Origin of the sequence: Treponema sp. J25, assembly GCF_004343725.1 — a bacterium.
Lineage (GTDB): Bacteria > Spirochaetota > Spirochaetia > Treponematales > Breznakiellaceae > J25.
Window position 1 is genome coordinate 46846 of the sequence record NZ_PTQW01000021.1, and the last position, 21279, is coordinate 68124.

General features: G+C 51.0%; 16 protein-coding genes. 13 read left to right on the forward strand and 3 right to left on the reverse strand.

Going from position 1 to position 21279, the window contains the following annotated elements:
- Positions 1-85 precede the first annotated feature (85 nt).
- Together C5O22_RS07680 and C5O22_RS07685 are read left to right on the forward strand one after the other, a co-directional pair.
- Positions 86-433: an STAS domain-containing protein gene (locus C5O22_RS07680; RefSeq protein ID WP_132780633.1), complete on the forward strand. Its 348-nt coding sequence runs from the start codon at positions 86-88 to the stop codon at positions 431-433.
- Positions 434-621: 188 nt separating this feature from the next.
- Positions 622-1161: an ATP-binding protein gene (locus tag C5O22_RS07685; RefSeq protein WP_132780634.1), complete on the forward strand. Its 540-nt coding sequence runs from the start codon at positions 622-624 to the stop codon at positions 1159-1161.
- 198 nt (positions 1162-1359) lie between these two features.
- Here C5O22_RS07685 and C5O22_RS07690 read toward each other — a convergent pair whose 3' ends face one another.
- Positions 1360-3555: a GH36-type glycosyl hydrolase domain-containing protein gene (locus C5O22_RS07690; RefSeq protein WP_132780635.1), complete on the reverse strand. Its 2196-nt coding sequence runs from the start codon at positions 3553-3555 to the stop codon at positions 1360-1362.
- A gap of 205 nt (positions 3556-3760) precedes the next feature.
- Between C5O22_RS07690 and C5O22_RS07695 the strand changes: the two genes are divergently transcribed.
- From C5O22_RS07695 to C5O22_RS07735, 9 genes are all read left to right on the forward strand, one after another.
- Positions 3761-4936 carry an ROK family transcriptional regulator gene (locus C5O22_RS07695; protein ID WP_132780636.1) on the forward strand — a complete coding sequence of 392 codons (1176 nt, stop codon included), beginning with the start codon at positions 3761-3763 and terminating at the stop codon, positions 4934-4936.
- Positions 4937-5019: 83 nt separating this feature from the next.
- Positions 5020-6363, forward strand: a complete 1344-nt coding sequence (locus C5O22_RS07700) for an ABC transporter substrate-binding protein (RefSeq protein ID WP_132780637.1) — start codon at positions 5020-5022, stop codon at positions 6361-6363.
- Positions 6364-6506: 143 nt separating this feature from the next.
- The gene (locus C5O22_RS07705) at positions 6507-7409 is read left to right on the forward strand and encodes a carbohydrate ABC transporter permease (RefSeq protein WP_132780638.1); all 903 of its coding nucleotides are present in this window, start codon (positions 6507-6509) and stop codon (positions 7407-7409) included.
- 1 nt (position 7410) lies between these two features.
- On the forward strand, positions 7411-8259 hold the full coding sequence (locus tag C5O22_RS07710) for a carbohydrate ABC transporter permease (protein ID WP_132780639.1): 849 nt from the start codon (positions 7411-7413) through the stop codon (positions 8257-8259).
- A gap of 90 nt (positions 8260-8349) precedes the next feature.
- Complete coding sequence (locus tag C5O22_RS07715) at positions 8350-10032, forward strand: glycoside hydrolase family 3 protein (RefSeq protein ID WP_165910453.1); 1683 nt, start codon at positions 8350-8352, stop codon at positions 10030-10032.
- Positions 10033-10059: 27 nt separating this feature from the next.
- Positions 10060-11238 carry an N-acetylglucosamine-6-phosphate deacetylase gene (gene nagA / locus C5O22_RS07720; protein WP_132780641.1) on the forward strand — a complete coding sequence of 393 codons (1179 nt, stop codon included), beginning with the start codon at positions 10060-10062 and terminating at the stop codon, positions 11236-11238.
- 11 nt (positions 11239-11249) lie between these two features.
- Positions 11250-12038, forward strand: coding sequence for a glucosamine-6-phosphate deaminase (gene nagB, locus C5O22_RS07725; protein ID WP_132780642.1), 789 nt, complete (start codon positions 11250-11252; stop codon positions 12036-12038).
- A 306-nt stretch (positions 12039-12344) separates the two neighbouring features.
- On the forward strand, positions 12345-13724 hold the full coding sequence (mgtE, locus tag C5O22_RS07730; RefSeq protein ID WP_132780643.1) for a magnesium transporter: 1380 nt from the start codon (positions 12345-12347) through the stop codon (positions 13722-13724).
- Between the two features lie 43 nt (positions 13725-13767).
- A complete protein-coding gene (locus C5O22_RS07735) occupies positions 13768-14925 on the forward strand; it encodes an NlpC/P60 family protein (RefSeq protein WP_132780644.1) in 1158 nt (385 codons plus the stop codon).
- Positions 14926-14933: 8 nt separating this feature from the next.
- Here C5O22_RS07735 and C5O22_RS07740 read toward each other — a convergent pair whose 3' ends face one another.
- Positions 14934-17396: an MFS transporter gene (locus C5O22_RS07740; protein WP_132780645.1), complete on the reverse strand. Its 2463-nt coding sequence runs from the start codon at positions 17394-17396 to the stop codon at positions 14934-14936.
- Between the two features lie 119 nt (positions 17397-17515).
- Here C5O22_RS07740 and C5O22_RS07745 point away from each other — a divergent pair, with 119 nt between their 5' ends.
- Positions 17516-18103 carry a DUF4398 domain-containing protein gene (locus C5O22_RS07745; protein ID WP_132780646.1) on the forward strand — a complete coding sequence of 196 codons (588 nt, stop codon included), beginning with the start codon at positions 17516-17518 and terminating at the stop codon, positions 18101-18103.
- Between the two features lie 208 nt (positions 18104-18311).
- On the opposite strand, the gene C5O22_RS07750 is transcribed toward C5O22_RS07745, so the two are convergent.
- Positions 18312-19427: an epoxyqueuosine reductase gene (locus C5O22_RS07750; RefSeq protein WP_132780647.1), complete on the reverse strand. Its 1116-nt coding sequence runs from the start codon at positions 19425-19427 to the stop codon at positions 18312-18314.
- A 48-nt stretch (positions 19428-19475) separates the two neighbouring features.
- On the opposite strand from C5O22_RS07750, the gene C5O22_RS07755 reads away from it, so the two are divergent.
- Positions 19476-20996 carry a DUF5312 family protein gene (locus C5O22_RS07755; RefSeq protein WP_132780648.1) on the forward strand — a complete coding sequence of 507 codons (1521 nt, stop codon included), beginning with the start codon at positions 19476-19478 and terminating at the stop codon, positions 20994-20996.
- The last annotated feature ends 283 nt before the right edge of the window (positions 20997-21279 follow it).

The following is a 21279-nucleotide window of genomic DNA, read 5'->3' on the forward strand; positions in this document are numbered from 1 at the left end:
TCGTCTCCGCCCATTCCCCTCTAATTTTATAATTTTTTGATAGACTTTTCACGGCCTTTTTATTTTTCTCTGTCATCCTGTAGCCATGGAAACCAAAATATACGAGTGGCCTACTCAAAATGGGAAAATACTCCAGATAAAAGGCGAGGTCGACCTATACTCAGCGCCCGGGCTTTTTACCACCATTACAAGCATCGTAGAAAAGGGCCCCTCCGCCCTGCACCTGGACCTCTCGGGGGTGGAATACCTGGACTCTTCTGGGGTGGGGACTATCATCAAAACCCTTCAGCTCGTTAAAAACCGTGGAACGGCTATTACCTTTTCAGGGATTAGCGGCTCTCCCCGAAAGGTCCTTTCCATGGCCAATATACTCCCCCTTTTACAAGAAATTCCAGTGCCCAAGGAACTTTCAGAACTATCCCTTACCCATTAACCTCGAGGAACGGTAATAAGGGCAAAGGCCTTTCCCTGTGAACAGGACTCCCTCTGTTTTTAGCACCAGAAAGAGGGGTAGAAATCTGCAGGGGGCCATGACAAAAGGGGGAAACGCCAGGAAGAAAACGTTCTCCCAGGACGGAAGCCGAGGAAGCAGGGATAATGTTGAGCCAGAAGGAGCAAACCATGAAACAGCTTATTATACGAAAACTTATTGTGGACGAATACAATGAACTCTTTGATGCCCAGGGGATGAAGTATCGAGAATTCCCCAGCGACTATGCAAAAATCAGGGAATACACCCACATCATCTTGCAGGAATGCCCTCCCCAGTACCTGGAGGGGAATCTGCTAGAACAGCAACTGTCGGAAATCATAAAAAATGGGATAAAGCATGGGAATAAAAAGGACCCTAGCAAACTCCTGCGGGTCTGGTATGATTTTCGCAACCGGGTCCGGTTTATCGTTGAAGATGAGGGAGAGGGTTTCCAGGAGCTAGAGGCCTGGAACGAATTCTATCGAAAACGGCAGGAAGCGCTGTATCGAGAAGATTTTGATACCTTTCTTGCCCTGGCAAGCTATCGGGGGCCCCACAGTGATAGCGACGATGGGGGTAATAGCCTCATCGCCGCCCTGGAATACTGGAACGGGGGAATGATTTACAACAAAAAGAAAAACAAAGTAGGGGTAGTCCGCTGGTTCACCGACGGGTCCCGGCCTTCCTAAGCACTACGCCGGGGAACTCTGCCCCATATTTGGTAAGGGGGAGTAGCACCGGACCCGTTTCTTCGCCCCCCATCTGCAGAGAAGGGAACTCGTGCCGCCCCCCCTTCCTCGTCCCCCTCTCTGCACAGAAGGGAAGTCGCCCCCCTCCTTCAACCTGCCCCATCGAGATAGGGATGCGGGGTGTTGTAAAAAACGTTCTCAGCCTTCTTCAACCGATAAGCCGAGGGGAAGAAGGTAATCCCACAAACAGAGGGCAACCCAGTTGACCGTCCCGGTTAACCAGGGAATTCCCCCTTCGCCAGCGCGTTCCGGATAGTAGCCGCCGTTGTAAAAATTAACCAGAACATAGGGCTCTGCTCTCGTTTTACGCCAGTCCTTGTAAAGGGGAAGTATCTTCCGGAAAATTCGCAGCGCATCGTCGGTCATTCCTGCCTTAAAAAGGGCATATACCGCGAAGGCCGCCGCATGGTTATACACCGCAAAGTTCTCGGCCATACCCGGGCTTAAAGAAGAAAGGTTCCCCGCCGCGGGGTCCCAGGCGGTATAGCCGGGCTTACATTTTAATAGACCTACCTCTGTTTCTAACTCCCGGAGCATGCTGGTAAGGGCCTGGCGGGCTATTTCCGGGTTTCGCTCTGCCATTCCACTGATAGTAAACCACGCCTGGGGCAAAAGGAATATTCGGTTATCCCCTCCTTCTCTATTGGTGGTTCCCACAATCGTACCAGGTGCGGCACCGGTAGGACTATCCGATCCTACCACGGCCCGGTCAAACCAGGAACCATTCCAGTACCGCAACACCCCTTCATACAATCGTTCTTTATGCTCTTTGAGAGAAAGGGAATAGCGGTGGTACAATTCTGTTTCGCCCCTTTGGGCACCGGGACTTGTCTCAAGCAAAGATAATGCCCAATAGGCAAACATATTGAGGAACGTAGACCCACCCTGCGGTCCCGGTCCCGAAAGGGCATCGTTCCAGTCCCCGGCTCCCATGAGAACAAGTCCATGTTCGCCATATTTAAGGGCATAGGTAATTCCACGTATCGCGTGGTGTCGCAAAGTTTCTGGCTGGGGGCTATCCAGATAGGGAGCCAGTTCTTCCCAGATAGAAGGGTCCTGGCATATGCGCTCATAGGTAGCAAGGGCAACGGGAATCCAGAAGGGAAGATCCCGAAAATCCCGTTCATCGGGGGCTCCGCCTTCGGTATTCCATTGTCGGACACAGCGTCCAGAAAGATATTGATGAGAACAGAGATCCACCAGAAGGCTCCGGGCCTTCTCAGGTTCAAAGCGACACAGGCCCATCACGTCCTGGGCCACATCCCGAAACCCCCGGAAGGTAGAGCGAACCATACCGGTAGACTGTTGATATACCTGGGTTCCAAAAAAGGTTTTAAGCCACGATGAAAAAAGTCCCGAACCGGTAACACCATACCAGTTCCGGAAAAGCCGTCGTTGCCAGAGACTCCGAACCAGGGCTAATTCCTCCTGGGCTCCCTGGGGAGTTCCGAGGTGGTTTATTTTTTGTAAGAAGTCGGGGGAAAGAAGACTTGATACTTCAGTGAGAAAAGAACCACCTACCATCGAATTTTTTGTGAGGGGCGCCAGCCCAGAAACCACCGCTACCGTCTTACTTTCCCCGGGCACGAGTTCCATAACCCATTGGAAAGCTCCCACATAGGGGTCCCCGCCGCTCATAGAGCCCGAAAGGGGCGGAGTCTGGATTTCCTGGGGTATACCGGGGGTTCCTTCCCCAATAAGCCGTTTAAGACTTCCCTGCCAAGAACTCGGCGCCGTACCCGTATGATACACCCCTACAACCTGGGCTCCCACATTTTTCTTTAGCCACAGGATAGTTCTTTCGGGGTCCCAAGTAGTATCGGTAAACCAGGAGTAATACACCGGATCAACCCCAAAAGAATTATACAAAAGGAATTCCTGCACCGCCGTCACATAAAGACATCGATTTTTCTGGCTCCGATTATGGACGGTAACAAGAAGCACTTCCAGAGTCCCTTCCCGGGGTAGAAACACCGTCTGTTCAACCTGGATTCCGTTTTTCTCCGAAATCCAGCGGGTAGCCCAGGGACTGTGAATACAGTGATAGGTATCGAGGGCTGTCCCTGAAGGATGATATGAGGGATTCCAGACGCATCCACCGTCGGTAATATACACAAAACGTCCCTTTAGGGGCGTCCAGAAATCATAGTTACTTACCACTATCCGGGGTTCCTTCAAGGTAGTACTGTAGCCATCCCCTAGATGAGAAATTTTTAATCCCCCTTCCCCGTTAGAAAGATAGTTATACCAGGGTCTTACGCGTTGGGGGGTAAACAGATGAAAGCCCTCATCGTCTAACTTCCACTCTGGCCGGTTGTATGTCTCTATTTTCATATGCCCTCCTTGATAAAATTTTTCTTGACAGCCCAGTATAGCAGTGCTATTATAGTTTGTACAGAGAACGAACAATAAAACGAGGGGAACTGGCAGCGAAACCCCTCATCACAGTTCAGGGATTTTCAGGAAGGGGGAAAGGGCGTATGCTACGATCGACCATAAGGTCCCTTATCCTATACCCCCAGGGAGTGAAAATACCGTTATGAGGATAAACAACAATACCTTTCAGCGGGATGCCAATATCTCTCTTGTGGCCCAAACCATCTGGCGGCATCCAGGCATCAGCCGGATCGACATAGCCCGGGCGCTCAATCTGTATCGATCCACGGTAACCAATATCATTCAAAATCTTATAGAAGCAGGCATTGTATACGAAGCGGAGGCAGGAGAAGTTACCCCCCAGGGAGGGCGTCGACCTATTTTGCTCCGAATCAATGAAAAAATGGGCTGTGTGGTAGGTCTTGAAATTCAACCGGATTTTTACCGGGCGGCGGTAACGAACATCTATGGACAGCGGCTCTATGAAGAAGAAAAGCCCCTAAAGGATAGCTCCCTGGCCGCAGTTTTTGCGTTTTTGTTTGATCATCTGAGAACGGTGGTAGAAAACATCCGGCTTCCCTTCTTAGGAATAAGCATCGCCTTGCCGGGCATAATAAACCCTGATGAGGGAATCATCATTCAATCGGACCCTTTTGATCTCACGAACTATCACTTCTACAGAGAGGTGGCAGCCCGATATCCCGTACCAATCATGATAGAAAACGATGCCAACTGCTGCGCCTGGGAAGACTTAAACCGCTACCGCGATACCCCCCTGGAGGATTTTATCAGCGTCTTAGCAGAATATCACACCAAGAATCCCCTTACGGGACTCCGGTCGGGAGTAGGCGTGGGCATGGGCATTGCCTTAGGGGGAAAAATCCACTACGGCAAACGATATGCGGCCGGTGAATTTACCAGTGTGTTGTGGCAACAGGGAAAATCCGGTCAATTTGAATTGTCCGATGAAGTGATGCTCCATGTGGCAGATAACGAAGGGGCCTACCGCCAATTTCTGATTGAGCTATTCAAAAGTCTGAAACCCATCGTTTCCGTTTTTGATCCCGAGGTGCTGTTCTTCCATGGCGAAGCATGCCGCAATCGGGAGGTAGTACTCGATCTCTTGGAAAAAGATGAACAGCACGGCCTAAAAAGCGTGCTTCAGCGGGTAGGCTGTCGACTAGAGCTTTCCCCCGGCGACGTTTTTGATGTGGCCCACGGGGCGGCATCCATGTTTATCCACCGGCTGTTTTCGGTTCCTGAACTCACCGACCGCAAGGGTTCGTACCGAATTAGCTGGGAAGAAATTTTTGAACGGGTGAAAAACGGGACACGATAGGCCCATCGTGTCCCGGGAACATATGACGAACCGTATGGTTCGCCCAATTCCAGCTACCTCTAGTATAAAGGAGGGTATAGGCTATGTCTATTGTTAAACGGTTGACCAGTTTTCTGGTCCTGGGGACGCTCCTCTCCGCTCTGGCCTTTGCCAGCGGACAACAACAGGGCGCCTCTACAAAAGAGGGGGAGGTAGTTACCCTCAAGGTATTGAATTACCTTGATGCCTCTCAGGCAAACTCCGAACGGGAGATCAAGGAAATTTGGGGGGAATTTGAAAGGCGCTATCCTAACATCAAGATCGAACGGGAAGATCTTTTTAACGAACCCTTCCATCAGAAAACCTCTGCGTACATCGCAAGTGGTCAGCTTCCTGACGTTCTTTACATGTGGCCCAGTGGTCGTTCTGCGGAACTCCACAACAAGAAGCTGGTAAAGGACCTTACCCCCTTCTTAAAGGCCGATGGGCTCTATGACAAATTTGTCCCCGCTGCGGTCGCTCCCCAGATGGCGGGATACCTGGCGGAACTTCCGATTGGTATTACCTTCACCCACATGCTGTATGTGAATACCAAGCTGCTTGCGGATAATGGTCTTTCCGTGCCCAAGACCTATGAAGAACTGAAGGCCATGGTTCCCAAGCTCAAAGCTAAGGGGCTGGACACGGTGCTTATCGCGGCCCAGGACGATTGGGTCATGCAGAGCTGTCTCTTCTCCGCCATTGTGGGCCGCATCGCAGGGGACAAGTTTATCGATGATGTGCTCGCCGGGAAGGCCAAGTTTACCGACAAGCCCTTTGTGGACTCCCTCAAGATCGTAGAAGACATGTTCAAGAGCGAAATCATCTCCAAGAAAGCCCTCCAGACTCCCTATGGAGAAGTGCCTGCCCTCTTTGCCGCTGGCAAGGCGCCCTTCCTTATCGACGGTGACTGGCGAACCGGCGCCTTCATCACCGACAAGAGCACTGGGGTCGCCCTCATCCCACCGGAAAAGCAGAAGGACATCCAGCTCATGGTGCTCCCTGCCCTTCCGGGCGAAAAATTCCCCAACACCAGTTCTGCCGTGGTGGGCGTTGGGTTTGGCATGAACGCCAAGATTCCTGCCGGTTCTGCTAAGGAAAAGGCAGCATGGGAACTCATTAAGTTCCTTAACTCCGAGTATGTCCAGAAGATCCGGCTTGAATCCGGTGCGGCCTTCCCCTCCCTTAAGGGGGTAACAGTACCATCCCTTGAACCCATCATGCAGAACCGCGCGAAGTTCTATGAAAACTACAAAGGGACCTACGTTCTCGACGCGGTACTGGATCCCAAGGTGTATGGGCCTATCAACATAGGTCTGCAGGAGATTGGCCTTGGGACTGCCACGCCTGAGCAGGTAGCCGCAAAGGTACAAAAGGCCTTTGATGAATGGAAGGCCGGACAAAAGTAAGTTCCCTCGTACTAGGCTTTTTAACACGCTCTTAAACAACTAACGGGCGGAGCCCCCTGTCAGATTTAATGATTTGGCAGGGGGCATTTTTCAAAAGCTATCCAGGAAGAAACTGGATACCCATGTTGACGTTGGAGGATTCTGTGAAAATCACAACATCTAAAGGAGAAGAGCGATGGGCCTATTGGTTGCTTGTTCTTCCAGCGGTTCTGCTCTATTTTGCCGTCATAACCTTCCCTACCATTTTTTCCATCTATCTGAGTATGACAAACTTTAGCGGAGGTCAGCTTTTTGGGGCGGAACTTACATTTGTGGGATTCCGTCATTATGGAGAAATGTTTAAGGACCCTTATTTTTGGCTCGCTTTAAAGAACAATTTTTATATCATCCTGGTTTCGGTGTTTGGACAGATTCCGATTGGTTTTGTCCTTGCCTATGTTTTATTTAGGAAACTAGTAGGTCTGCAAAACTTTTTTCAAACCATGGTATATCTCCCAAATACGATTTCTACTATCGTGATAGGGGTGATGTTTCAATCCTTTTTTTCCCCCTATGGGGCCTACACGGAATTACTCAAAAAAATAAATCCTACCTACGAAAATACCTTAATGCTGGATCCTAACCTTGCAATGATCCCGGTCTTAATCGTGATTCTGTGGATGTATACCGGTTATTATATGATTATCTTCCTTGCAAATCTCCAAAAAATAGATATTTCAGTAATCGAAGCTACTAAGATTGATGGAGCCAACGAGTGGCAAACCCTTCGGTATGTCATCCTCCCTGCCCTTTCAGGGGTGATTGTTACCACGGCAATCCTTGCAATATCCGGATCCCTGAAAAGCTTTGACCTTATCTTCGCCATGACCGCAGGAAATCCGGCACGAAGAACCAGTGTGCTTTCGATTTATATGTTCGACAATGCCTTCCGGGGGGCACCAAACTACCCCCTTGCAAACGCCATATCGACCTTCATGGTAGTGCTTAGCTTACTACTGATTGTCATCATCCAAAAACTGGAACAACGGTTTGGGGGGAGGGAATAGGATGAAAAAGTCATATCAATTGGGATTTTCATATTTTCTTGGCAAGATTCTCCTCTATGGAGTTTTCTGGATTTTCACTTTTTTAACCATTTATCCCCTCTTCTGGCTCGTTATGTCCTCCTTCAAAACCACCCAGGCCTTTCAGATGGATAGGCTCGGCTTACCCAACCCCTTCTTTTTCGGCAATTATCCCATGGCATGGAAGATAGGGAAGTTCGACATCCTCTTCGGGAATTCCCTTTTTTACACGATAACCACCACGTTGGCGGTGCTCCTCTTCTCGTTTATGGCCGGCTTTGCCTTCGCAAAGATAAAAAGCAAGGCCACGGGCTGGCTCTATAAAAGCTTCGTCATTGGAATTCTCCTCACCCTGCAATCCATCATGGTTCCCCTGTTTTTAGTAACCAATGCGGTGGGATTGTACAACACCCGCCTCGGGATTCTTATCCCCTACATTGGGATCGGTCTTCCCATGGGAGTCTACCTGGGCACCGAATTCATTAAATCCATCCCCGACGCATTAATAGAGTCGGCCCGCATCGATGGGGCCAGTTACGGACGTATCTTTGCATCCATCGTAGTGCCCATGACAAAGCCCGTGGCTATCACCCTTTCCATCCTTACCTTTACCGGCATCTGGAACGAATTCATGTTGATTAACATTCTGGCCTCTAAAGAAACCATTAAAAGCTTACCCGTGGGGATCCTGAAATTCTCGGGGGCCCTCGCCACAGACTACGGCAAGCAATTTGCAGCACTAACTATTGGAATGGTCCCCATGCTCGTGTTCTATCTCATCTTCCGAAAACAAATAACCCAGGGCGTTTCGGCAGGGGCGGTAAAGGGATGATCCGTGGGAATTCCCGGCCCAGAGAAAAGACCGATGCCCGGACCCAATACCCAAATAAAAACAAGAGCCAGAATCAAGGAGAATATGAGGATGTTTGATACTAGAGAACTATTTTCCCGCATGAGCTTAGAAGAAAAGGCGGGACAACTCGTGATGCAGGACTTTGTAGGACGATGGGAGGTCCCCCAGGATGTTACTCAGGGATTAGCTGAAGGAGCTATTGGCTCTATTCTGTATTTCTCTGGATGCAACGTTATCGATTCGTATCAATTACGAATCCTAACTGAAAAGGTTCAGACCGCAGCCCGGAGCGGACCATGGCGAATACCCGCCTTTATTGCCATCGACCAGGAAGGGGGACAACTCGCTCCGATTACCACGGGAATAAGCATCCACCCCGGCAACATGGCCCTGGCGGCTATCGCAGAAAACGAGGCACCCCGCTATGCCGAAAAGGCTGGCGAAATAACCGGCAAAGAACTCGCTTCCATCGGAATAACCTGCTGTTTTGCTCCCGTGGTTGATTTGTGTGAAGAAGAGGGCCTTCCGGTAAAGGATAATCGCTATTTTGGAAGCGACCCCCAGAAAGCAGCTACCCTTGCCCGGGCCTTTGTACAGGGACTGCAGAAACAGGGAGTCATGGGCTGCGCAAAACATTTTCCGGGCCAGAGAAATGTAGATATCGATAGTCATTTTGAACTCGATGTAGTGCCCTATACCTACGAGCGCCTTAAAAATCGTGAATGGATACCCTTCCAGGCGGCTATTGATGGAGGGGTCGCCATGATGATGACCCTCCATGCCGCCTATCCTCAACTTGATCCTTCAGGGTTACCCGCAACCCTGTCGCCGGTGATTCTCCAGGAATATCTTCGTAAGAAGCTGGGCTATCAGGGGCTTGTTATTTCCGATGACATCCAGATGAAACCCATAAAAGACACCTACGGCATTGAGGGAGCCCTTATTCGGGCCATTCAGGCTGGGGTCGATATCGTCATCGTTTCGGCAGGGGTACGGGAGGCAAACAGAATCATTGCGGAGGCGGTTCGAAAGGGGCATATCAATGAAGATCGTTTTAACGAATCGGTCCTTCGGGTGCTGGATGCAAAGAAACAATGGATAAAAGAAGAATTCCCCACAGAAAAGGAACGGAAAAAAGTCTGCGCCATCCCCGTCCACCTCAAAACCGTTCAAGAGGCGGCAGACAAGTCCCTTACGTTGATAAAGAATTCGGCAGGGCTCTTACCTCTGAAACCTTCGCCAAACCAGCGAATCGTTATCCTGCGCCCCACCATGGGACGGCTTGTCATGTCGGATAACACCAATTTCTACACCCATTCTTTCAAAGACATTTTCCAGGAATACTTTCCCCATCAGAAAATCATTGAATACTCCTTTGGCCTTGAGCCCAACGAAACGGAGATCCTCGGTGCCCAGGATTGGGCCTTTATGGCCGATTATGTGATTTTCTGTACCTATAATGCCTATCAATTCAGAAAACAGTTGGAGCTACTCCAGGGAATTCAGGTTTTTGCAAAAAAAGACAAACTTATTACGCTTGTAGTAAGGAGTCCCCAGGACCTTGTGGAGGTAGCCCCAAAGGTAGAAACCCTTGTGCTTACCTATGGGGTGGCCGAGTGTTCTTTGAGAGCCGCAGCCCGTCTTATTAAAGGGGATATTGCTCCACGGGGAAGCTTGCCGGTGGGGGTAGGCCTTCAAGAACAAGAGAAGGAGCGGATGTTCCCCCGGGGGACGGGGATACAAGGATGGTAAAAAATGCCTTCGTTTTAAGGAGGTCCTATGGCATCGGTTTGTTTGTATAACGCCACGGTATACACCGGTTTTGCCCTGATGGAACGGTGTGCCGTTCTTATCGAAGGGGGTGTCATAGCCGATGTATTCTCCCAGCGCCGCTTTGAGCAACGACGTTTTGGGAGCGAAGTACAGGTGGTCGATGTCCAGGGATGCTATATAGCCCCCGGTTTTATCGATACCCATATCCATGGCTTTGGCGGTTTTGGTACCGACGATATGTCCGCCGATTCGGTTATCGAAATGTCCCGTCTCTTGGCCCAACAGGGAGTCACCGCTTTTAACCCAACCCTCTATCCGGCGGAACGCCCCCGGCTTATCGAAGCTGTAAAAGAGGCTTCCAGGGCCATCGGCAAAGAGTCGGGGGCCCGCATCATGGGGCTCCACCTGGAAGGCCCTTTCATAAGCCCCGAACGGCTTGGGGTCCAGCGGCCGGAAACCTTGAGCCCGGTGGATCTTTCCTATATGGAAGAACTCTGGGAAGCAAGTAACGGCCATATCGTCAACATGACCGTGGCACCGGAACTCAAAAACATGCGGGACCTGGCCCTGTATTGTACTAAGAAGGGGATCGTGCTCCAGGCAGGTCACACCAACGCCCAGTACGAAAACATGGTAGAAGGAATGCAGGTGGGTATCCTTCACACCACCCACCTTTTCAACGCCATGAGCAAGCTCGACCACCGGAATCCCAATGCGGTGGGGGCGGTGCTCATTCATCCCGAGATGTCCTGCGAAATCATTGCCGACGGGGTACATGTGCATCCGGACCTTTTTAAGCTTTTAAAGCGGGATAAACCCTCCGACAAGATTGTTCTGGTTACCGATGCCCTTAAACCAACCGGACAAAATCCCGCGGAAGGACCCTTGTATGCAAACGGAGAAGAGGTAATCTGGAAAGAGGGAGCCTTTCACCGTAAAATTGATGATGTGATTGCCGGCTCAGGGCTTACTATGATCCGGGGGGTTCAAAACCTTGTGCGGTTTGGCTTTTCCCTTGAAGAAGCCCTCCAGGCCGCCAGTACCAATCCTGCCAACGTGATGCGCTTTAAGCGGCTTGGGACGCTTGTTCCGGGAAATGAAGGAGACCTGGTGGTATTCGATAAGGATTTTACTATCCATGCCACCCTGGTTCGCGGTTTATTCAAGAAAAACAATTTTGTCTAAGGAGAAAGACCATGCGTCTTATTATTCAAAAGGATTACGAAGCCATGAGCCAGTGGGCCGCGGCCTACATCCTGAAGAGGATTCAAGAATTTGCCCCCGGTCCGGGCAGGCCCTTTGTGCTGGGGCTTCCTACGGGTTCTACTCCCCTGGGGGTATACCGGGAATTTATCCGTTATTACCAGGAAGGACGTCTCTCATTCAAACATATCGTCACTTTTAACATGGATGAATATATTGGGCTCTCCCCAGAGCATCCTCAGAGTTACCATCGATTCATGCAGGAAAACCTTTTTTCTCACGTGGATATTCCTGCCGAAAACATCCACATTCCCAACGGCATGGCCCAGGACCTAAAAGCCGAATGTGAGCGGTATGAAGCAACAATACGGCACTATGGGGGAATCGAGTTGTTCCTTGGGGGGATGGGGGGAGATGGGCACCTGGCATTTAACGAACCAGGATCTTCCTTAAGCAGCCGTACCCGGGATAAGGAATTAACCCGGGATACCCGGCGGGCCAATGCCCGTTTCTTTGGGGGAGATCCCGAAAAGGTTCCTGCCGCAGCCCTAACCGTAGGACTGGGAACCATCATGGATGCCCGAGAAGTGGTGGTTCTTGCTTCAGGCCCTGCCAAAGCCCGGGCCCTGCAGGCCGCGGTAGAAGGACCGGTAACGCACCTCTGGCCTGTCTCGATCTTGCAGCTCCACCCGAGGGCAATCATCGTATGCGATGAAGAGGCCACCGAAGAATTAAAAGTGGGAACCGTCCGCTATTTTAAAGAAATAGAAGGGCTTGCATAAATATTAAGAATCGCATATGTTACAAGACAGGATAGGAGCCATTCCTATCCTGCGTTGACCCCTGGCGATCTCGCATCTTTTACTAAGGAGGGATGGGTATGACCGATTCCGATGGCCCTGGTAGTCAGCCCCCGGAACCTTTCTTATGTATTCCTTGCGGAATACCCAACCGGGAGATGCCCTTAGTAAGAGAGCACAAGAAGACAACCAGGGAATAGTAAAGATCCTCAAAGCGAAAACCTGTTTTTCTTCTTTTATTCTTATTCTCTAAGGGCCTCCCGAAATGTAACCCACATGGAGGACCCCATGGTAGAAGAACTCATTTTACCCGATATCAAGGCCTTACTTGAAGAAGGGGCTACCGATGAGGTGGCCCAGTTTTTGAGTGACCGCTACCCCTCTGAGGTGGCAGAAATCCTTTCGAATTTTACCAAAGAGGAAGTATACGAAATCCTCAACAGGATGGATCCCCAGGTCCGGGCGGATGTGTTTTGCGAACTTCCCCAATCCTTGCAGGCAGAACTGGCTTCCCAGCTTGATAAAAACGAGCTTGCCAAGCTCGTCGTTCGCCTTTCCCCGGACGACCGGGTAGACCTTCTGAAGGCCCTGCCGGAAGAACAGTTCGAAGAGGTCCTTCCTATTCTCGCCCAACGGGAACGGGAAGATATCCGGAAACTCGCTTCCTACCGGGAAGGAACCGCCGGGTCTATCATGACCACCGATTATATCGCCCTGCCGGGGGATCTTTCGGTACGCCAGGCCCTGGAACGAATTCGGCTTGAAGGTTCGGCCAAAGAATCTATTTATTCCATTTTTGTGGTCGACGCCCACCGGCATCTCCTGGGGGTCATTGCCCTTGCCGACCTTATCCTTGCCAATCCCAATAAAAAACTTGAAGAAATCATGGATGACCAGGTGGTCAGCGTACAGGCCGATGCAGACCGGGAAGAGGCGGTATACAAGTTTTCCAAATATGACCTCGTGGCCCTGCCGGTGGTGGACCCCCAGGGTGTGCTGGTGGGTATTATCACCCACGACGATGCCCTGGACGTTATCGAGCAGGAACGAACCGAAGACATGGAACGGTTCATGGCCATCGCGGGGAAACACGAAGATACGGCCTACCTTCACACCCCCATCTGGTCCCACTTCAGGCACCGGGTAGTCTGGCTTGTTATCCTCGCCGCCCTGGGGCTCATTTCAGGGGCCATCCTCCAATCCTTCGAAGCAACCCTTACCAACCTGGTGATCCTGGCCTTTTACATGCCCATGCTTGCCGATACGGGGGGAAACACCGGGAGCCAGAGTGCGACGGTGGTGGTCCGGGCCCTGGCCCTTAAAGAAATAGAGCCCCGGGATACCCTGAAGGTGCTCTGGAAAGAATGCCGCGTGGGCTTGCTCTTAGCCCTGGTGTTAGGGGTTCTAGCCTTTGTCCGGGTATATTTCATGTCTAATCCCAGCCAGATACCACCGGGACTCGACGTGGTTCGCATCGGCCTTGCCATAGGGCTTGCCCTGGGCATTCAGGTAGTAAGCGCCACCGTTATTGGGGCTCTCCTGCCGCTCCTTGCGGCAGCGGTAAAGCTCGATCCCGCCCTGGTGGCAAGTCCGGCCCTGACTACCATCGTGGATATCACGGGACTTTTCATCTATTTCAGCACGGCTAAATTTATCTTGGGTATTTAACGGCATGAAAAGGAAGGGCCCCTTTCTTTTATATATCCTTCTCATGTCGGGACTGGGGAGCATGGTTCCGTTTTCCCAAACAGAACCGCCCCAGTCCTTTGGGGCATTCCCTTTGCCTTCAGCGAGGAATGAAGTCTTTTTTAAAGAGGATGATAAGGCAGCCCTTCGTAACTTAGAAACCTTTAGTCGGGCCTATCACCAATGGGGGAACGGAATTGAAGGGGCTATCGAAGAGGCCTACCGATCCTGTTTTAGAACCTATGTGGTTCAGGGGCGCTTCTTTACCCTTCCCCTCCCCTTTGCAGAAAATGACGAGCGCTCAGAGCTAGCCCCAACGCTCCTTAAAATCCAGGGAGGAGGGAAAAACTCCCCCGCCGCCATATGGCAAGAAATCGACAAACTCATTGTTTCGGATGATTTTAATCGATATCTTACTATCCTCCAGGACAGGCGGGAAAAGGTCATTATCTTTGACCTGGCCACCCGTCGCTGGACCTGGACAGAGGACCTCTACGAGATAGCCCGGATGAAGGCCCGCTCCTACAAGGGGCTTCCCCATCGTCCCTATGTGTTAGTCCATGGCGAAGCAGTTACCCTTCCGGACATCTATAACTATATCTATTGCATCGGCAGGGTGGGCATCGATTGTTCTGGTTTTGTCTGGTACATTTTAACCACCGTGGCCCGGCAGGCAGGGATAAATCTTACGGAAATAGTTCGCCGGTCTTTCCGGTCCCTCCGCATCACCGATCCTACCCTGTACATTGGCACCTCCTTTTTCGATTCTAAGAATCCAGAAATAGAAGCAGTCCCCGACAGGATCGGGAATTTAGCCCCCGGCGATATCATCCTCTTTCGGGGAACCAACGGCCAGGCGGCCCATTCTGCAATAATTCAATCCATCAATATCGAAAAAGGTCAGATTCGCTACCTTCAGAGCACTGACGAGGCCCCCTTAGAAGAACGGGGGATCCATGAATCGTATATTTACTTTCCTCCGAACCAAAAGGACCTTTCATTAAAAGACCCCTCCCTGGTGTGGACCCAGAAACGATACGCCCCCTTCCCCGGAGAATTTTCTTCCCCCTTTTCCGACGATGGACAGCGATACCGGGCCTACCCGGAATTTGGGGGAGGCCGGGTAGTACGATTCAAAGTATTTGGGAAAGTAAAAAAAATCCTCGAAAAGAAAGGGCCCTAACTTCTCTTCTATATTTTTACCGCCCCATACAGGGGAATCTCCTGTTTTTCCCTACCATCTACAAGGCCCTGGAGGGCCTCAAAAGTTCCCGGCGAAAAAGAAAGACTTTCGTACACCGGGCGGGTGATGAAAAGCCGGCGATGCAACCGTTCCCCAAGGCTGGAAATAACCCGGGCTATCCGTATCGGCTCGCCAAAGGCAAGAAACCCCTCCGTTTCAGAAAAAGAAAAGGAACAGGGGCCCCGGTCGATGCCACAGCACCAGGGGTGTTTTTCAAGAAAAACCAGGAGGTCCTCCACAAAGGTCTTAAGAGCCGCATTACGGTAGGACTTTGCCATCCCCAGGGCCAAGGAAAAACACAGAATTTCCCCATCAGCCCAAAGAAACACTCCTTTATGGGCGCCGCAGAAGCGGCGCACCTCCCGCTGAAAGGTCCTGAGGCGCTCCATTACTACAGGAAGGGGTTCTTCGGAAAGCGCATAAAAAGAAGGGAATGGGCGGATCGTCACCATAATTGTATCCTCCGAATAAAAAGGAGAGGGAAAGGGTTCCACGTGATTGAGGAGAACCTGCAAGAAGTCAGGGCTTACCCGATGCTGGAATATGTGCAAAAAGGATCGGCGATACCAATAGAGGATCCCATACTGGATTGAAAAAGCCATGAGGGCAGTGCCTAGAGGAAAAAGCAGCACGAGGGGAGACACATACCAGCCTCCTACCACAAAAAGCAGCGTGTACCCTACTCCTCCAAGGCCCATGAGAAAAAGGATGAAAATTCCCGCCACCACCGGCGTTAGCCAGGTTACCAGAAGGCCCATAAGAAGAATAGCCACCCCTCCTACCACACGAATCCAGAGCACCGACCCATACCGCACATAGGAACGGGAAAGGATCGTCGTGGCCACGGTAGCGGCCATTTCACTATCCGTAAGATTGGGCCCCCCTCCCACCCGCAAGGCTCCCCCCTGGGCAAGAAACTGCTCCCGGCCTGCTCCAATGATCCACCATTTGCCGGCCACCGCTTCTTTTAGGGATTCCCGTTTTTCCAGTACCGATTCGTAGGTACTGCGGGCCCAGGAAAAAGATTGCTGGACCAGTTCTTTTAAAGAACAGATCCGTTCGATTCCTTCAGCATCAAGCCGCTCTGTTTCCAGGAGACGATCATAGCCTTGGAGTATAGAGGTCTCCAGGTTCCCCCAAAGGAGTTCTTTTAATCGGCGGTACCACCGTTCCCGCTCGGCCCTCCATTGTTCCAGGCCTGTAGGATCTCCTCGAGAAAGAAGTTCCTGCTCAAGGGAACGGAGGTACTCAAAACGGGTGGTTGGATACTCCAGCGGATCAAGGGAAGCAAAATAGCCAGACCGTTCCATTTCTTTAAGATACTCGTAGAGTCGCCGTTCTTCTTCCCGATACCGTACAAAATTCCGGTGAGGGAGCCGATAAAAGGGGTCTTGCTTCCCCGGTCGTCGGGGAATTTCCAGTAACAAGCCCCCCTTCCTGGAAAGAGGGACTACCAGGGGCAGAGAGACGGAGGAAAGGGTATATCCTTTTGTAGTCGCCGGAGGCTGTTCCGTTTTAGACGCTTGTCTCATTCCATTTGCAGGTCCCGTCGGTGGTTTTTCTTCCTCGAGGGGAGCAGTCTGCGGGGCATCCCCTTCTATCGGAGCAGCCACAATAAGCTGCTGCGGCTGAAGGTAAAAATGGGCCTTACCAAGAAGCACCTCTACCAGCGCAAGCCCCACATGAAGATAGGTATTCTCAGGTTCCCTGCGGAGAGGATATAGCCGCCGATACGCCAGGGGATCCTCATTTTTAGAATAGAGCACCTCCTTTCCCCAGGTTTCAGTAGGGGGCCGTTCAACCACGTCCTGTTTAAACACAAAAAGGCCTTCCCTGTCGTCGGGAACCACCAGCGAAGGAAACAAACGACTAGCCGCTACCATCTTTTGGAGGTCCTTTTTTTGACTGTCCGCCGTAGCCAGAACCAGTCGATGCTTACTTTCCTGGATTGACCGTTTAAGCTGGTTCAGAAAAAAATCCGCATCCTGAGGGCGAATAGAACCTCTTTTGATACCCGTAAAAAAGGTTTCCACATTTGAATTGATGAGGGTGAATTCCCGTTCGATTCGTTCGTTCTTTATCTCTCCCGAGGAGGTTTCCAGGTTCAACGAGAAAAGACACAGGCCACCCTGGCTTCCCAACTCCGCCAGGGTTATAAAGAGGTCCCGCACATCCCCAGGAGAAAGCGCTTCCACCGGGACTTGCTGATCCTTCTTTACTTCTAGCAAATCAATCAGTACCACCTTTTCTGGAACTGTCACCGGTTCTCGTAATGATCGAAGGACCTCAAAAACTTTCCCCGGTTCTGGCTCGGCTTTCCTTTCAGTCCACAAGAAAAGACCCCCTAAACCGAAAAAAACACTTATGAAAAAAGCAAGAAAACGGAAGCGACGACGGATAGACCTCTGCATGATGTAGCCCATTATACCGTTCCACCTTTATTTATCAACCTAAAAAATCGATTTGTTTTTACCCCTATTGATAGATACCGGCAGCCTTCCGATATATAGTTATATACGGAGGATATTTCATGAAAAGAAGAGTATCAATTGTAAAGCCCGCCATTCTGATTGTCTGCGTCCTTGCAGCATGGGCCTGCACGCAGCCGCCCACAGCGGAAATGCAAAAAGCCACCGAAGCGGTGACAAAGGCCCAACAGGATCCCCTGGTACCGGTATATGCTCCTGAATCTCTGCAGCGGGCAACGGACCTTCTTGCCCAGATGAATGAGGCCGCGGCGGCAAAGAAATATGATACCGCCAGGAAACTGGCCCTGGATGCCCAGGCCGCCGCTGAACAGGCCATAAGCGACGCTAAAACAAGGCAAGAGCAGGCCAAAAACGAAGCGAATCAGGCTATCGAAGCCCTAAAAAAGGCCTTTCCAGAAGCAGAAACAGCCCTGGCGGCAGCCCGGAAGGCCCGAAATCCTCGCATCAACATTGAAAAACTAAGCCAGGATCTCCAGAAAGCCCGGGATTCTCTTAAAACCGCCGAATCCAGTTATGCGTCAGGGCAGTACAAGGCAGCCTATGAGGCGGCCATTGCAGGCAGAAACACCCTGAGTAAAATAGTGGAAACCATCAGCAGTGCCGCGCAGGTAAGCAGCAAGAAAAAGTAAAAGACAAAAAAAAACAAAGGCTATCTTTCTTAAGCCCTGACAAGCAGGGGAAAACGGCAAAGGGTCCCTTTTCGGGGACCCTGAAAACCCAGGTAGAAAACAGCAAAGGCCCCCTTGCCGGGGGCCCTGGGAACCAGGCAGAAAATGGCAGTCAGGAGAATCCAGTCACCGCAAAGGGCTAGCCACGGATGGGCCCTTTTTGAGATGGCTATTCTCCACAAAAAAATCTTTCATGCCAGGTAAGAATCCGGGCAGCGTTCTGCTTAAGAACCGCTGCCCCAAGCCACCGCATCCCCAGGGTGGTCCCCCGAAGATAGGAGGCAAGTTCGCCTTCTTCCAGGGAAAGTACCCTTTGCACGTCCATGACCGCAGGAAGGGCCCCCCGGTTTGTGGGGACACCGGGGATGTACCGCTGATTGTATGGACAGGCGTCCTGGCAATTCGTACACCCATACAACCGATGCCCCCATACCGCCTGGATATCAGGGGGTGGAGCGGCGTGTCCCGAGGCATACCACTGGATACACCGCTCCCGCCGTAAGGTCCCGTCTGCCGTAAGGGCGGCGGTAGGGCAGGCGGCCACACAGGGGAGGGATTCGGGAGGATATCGCTTCATACAGCGGCGACAGGCGGGGAAATCCCCCTCGAGGACACCGGGGAAAGGCGTATCACCCGCTAAAGGCCAGGGAAGCCCCATTCCCCCAAGCACTACCAGCGAACCCGCCTGGGGTGTAATCAGAAGCCCATGGCGCCCCTGCCACCCAAGGCCGGAACGGAGACAGAGCTCCCGTTCCGGAAGGTGGGAATTACAAAAAATGCGAAAATCCCCCTTTGTTCCTCCCCAACGGGAACGCAGATCCGCCGCCAGAAGCTTAAGCCGATGCACCAATTCCCCATAGTAGTTTCTCACGGCAAAGGGGGCAATGTAGCCGGGCACTGCTTGAGGGGCTATCGGCCTTTTCAAAGTCCCTGGAGTCTCCCTTCTTTCCGGAAGGGCTTTTTCCTCCACAAGCCCCTCACCTGAGGCAAGGGGCTTTTCTTCGGATCTATCCCTTTCCTCTGATCCCGGCAGACCCACCAGAGGGGGCTCCTGCAGAGCAAGAACCTTCCAGCCGGGAGGGGGCGGAAAAGGGGAGGCAAGCCTATTTCCATAGGGAAGCGCCACAAGGAGCAGCGTCGGAGCCCCCTCCACATACTCCAGCACCTCCGGGAGATGGGCATACCGGGATTGCTCCAGGAGACGAACCGCCACAAAGCCCGATTGTCGGGCCCTTTCCAGGAGATATGCCCGTAGCTGTTTCAAGTCTATTGACGACTGGACCATTTTACCATTACTGTAAAAGAAGACGTTCTATTATATCCAGGGGTTCCCATGGCATTAGGGTTTATTGAAAGGATACTTTCTTTCCTTACCGCATCCGGCGATCCGGAGGTAGAAAAAAAAAGGCTCCTCAAACAGATAGCCAGGGATCTATCTAAGCATAAATATAGGTTTTATAAGGTAAAAGGAGAAGAGGCCCAGCCTCTGTTTGCAAAATTTTTTTACGACGTGTATAAGCTTGTTTCGCCCGCCCAGGTCTTCTTACAAAATGCGGATAAATCAAACGAGCTTAAGAAAATAGTCATCGAACATTTCCTTGATGATAAGGGCCGGGAATTACAAAATCGCCTTACCGAAGAAGCTATTATAGAGCGGGCAAAGACCATCCCCCTTAAAAATCTTTCCCAACAGGTCAACGAAGATCTCACTTCTTTTATCGCTTCCTTTGATGGAGAAAAGAGCCTTGCCATCGAGGATTGTTATAACGCGATTCTCCTCTTTGTGCAGCTTGTAAAGTTTGATTATTTTTTCCTCCTGAAAAAGTTTGATGCCAACCTAGCGGAACGAAATTTCTCTTATAAACCCCGTTTTGAAGCAATCCGGGCAGAGTATGTGGTAGACGACATCAAGGATTTTATCGAAGTGATGTATCCCCTTGATCAGGTAAAAGAGTGGACAAAGGTCTTTGAGATACTAAAGACCTACAAAGGGGTAGAAGTTATCGGAGCTTCCCAGTGGCAAAAACTCCTTTCCCTGTTTTCTGACATTAAACGAACTGGTATCCTGGAATTGATGGTACGCCACATAGAAAAGAATCCTACCTGGCAGGCCCAACTGCGAGTCCCCCATGAAGCAATCCTGGACCCCCACATCCAAAAAATAAAAACCCAGGTAGATGTTACCATTCAGCGGATTATCCAGCAGCGGCGGACTTCAAAAATCGAAGAACTTGCCACAGCCATCTTTGGGACCCCCTCCATTTCCCGTCTTAAGAACTATACCGATAAGGCGAACGTGGTCTTTTCTAAAAAGATGCTGGGGGGCTTTATTTATGTGCAGGCCCTGAATTATCTTAAGGCCTTTCTTCTTGATGTCTTTAAAAAGGATATTCGGGAACTCTGCGATCTCCTTTTGGTCCGGGGCCAATGGGTAAGTAACGTGTTATCTCAGCAACTTTCAGAGTCGTATCACGAGCTTATGGAAGTTTCGAACCGGCTTGTTACCTTCGATGACAACCTGGCCGACGAGGGAGATATGGGAACCCGGCTTCGCATCGCCATGGCCAAGGCCGACCGAGATAAGGAACAGATAAAATACGTTCGGACCCTTCTTAAGGGCATAAATGACGAGGCCCTTAAGCTGATTACCACCGCCGCCCAGGACTGTATTGTCATCGGGAAAAACCTGAAATCCGCCCTAGAGGATTATCAAAAAACACCCCACGATCTTATCATTAACTGGAAAGAGCTCGAGGGAGCCTCAGAACATCCCATTGACCAGCGAATCACCGAAGTCTACAAGAAGATCTACTATTTTGTGCAACTCATGCAATTCTTTGTAAAACCTGAATAAAACCCAGAGGGATACCTCGAGGAGCGCCGTTTCAGAGAAAGGGGGGCGGCTCCCGGGAAACAAAAAAGTGTTATAAATTTCACCTTGGGGCCCACAAAACACAGAAGCGTCGGTTCATGCCCACAAAGGGGACCTGCAAAAATTTCCCCAGCCCGACGTTTTTTCAGAAAGAAAGGTTGTTTTCTCTTCCCCTTAGTAAAGGGGTGCTTGCACATTTTTTCTCACCGTTCTATAGTAGAGATGGCTATAAGTAAAATAGCCATTCCACCTTATTAATCCCACC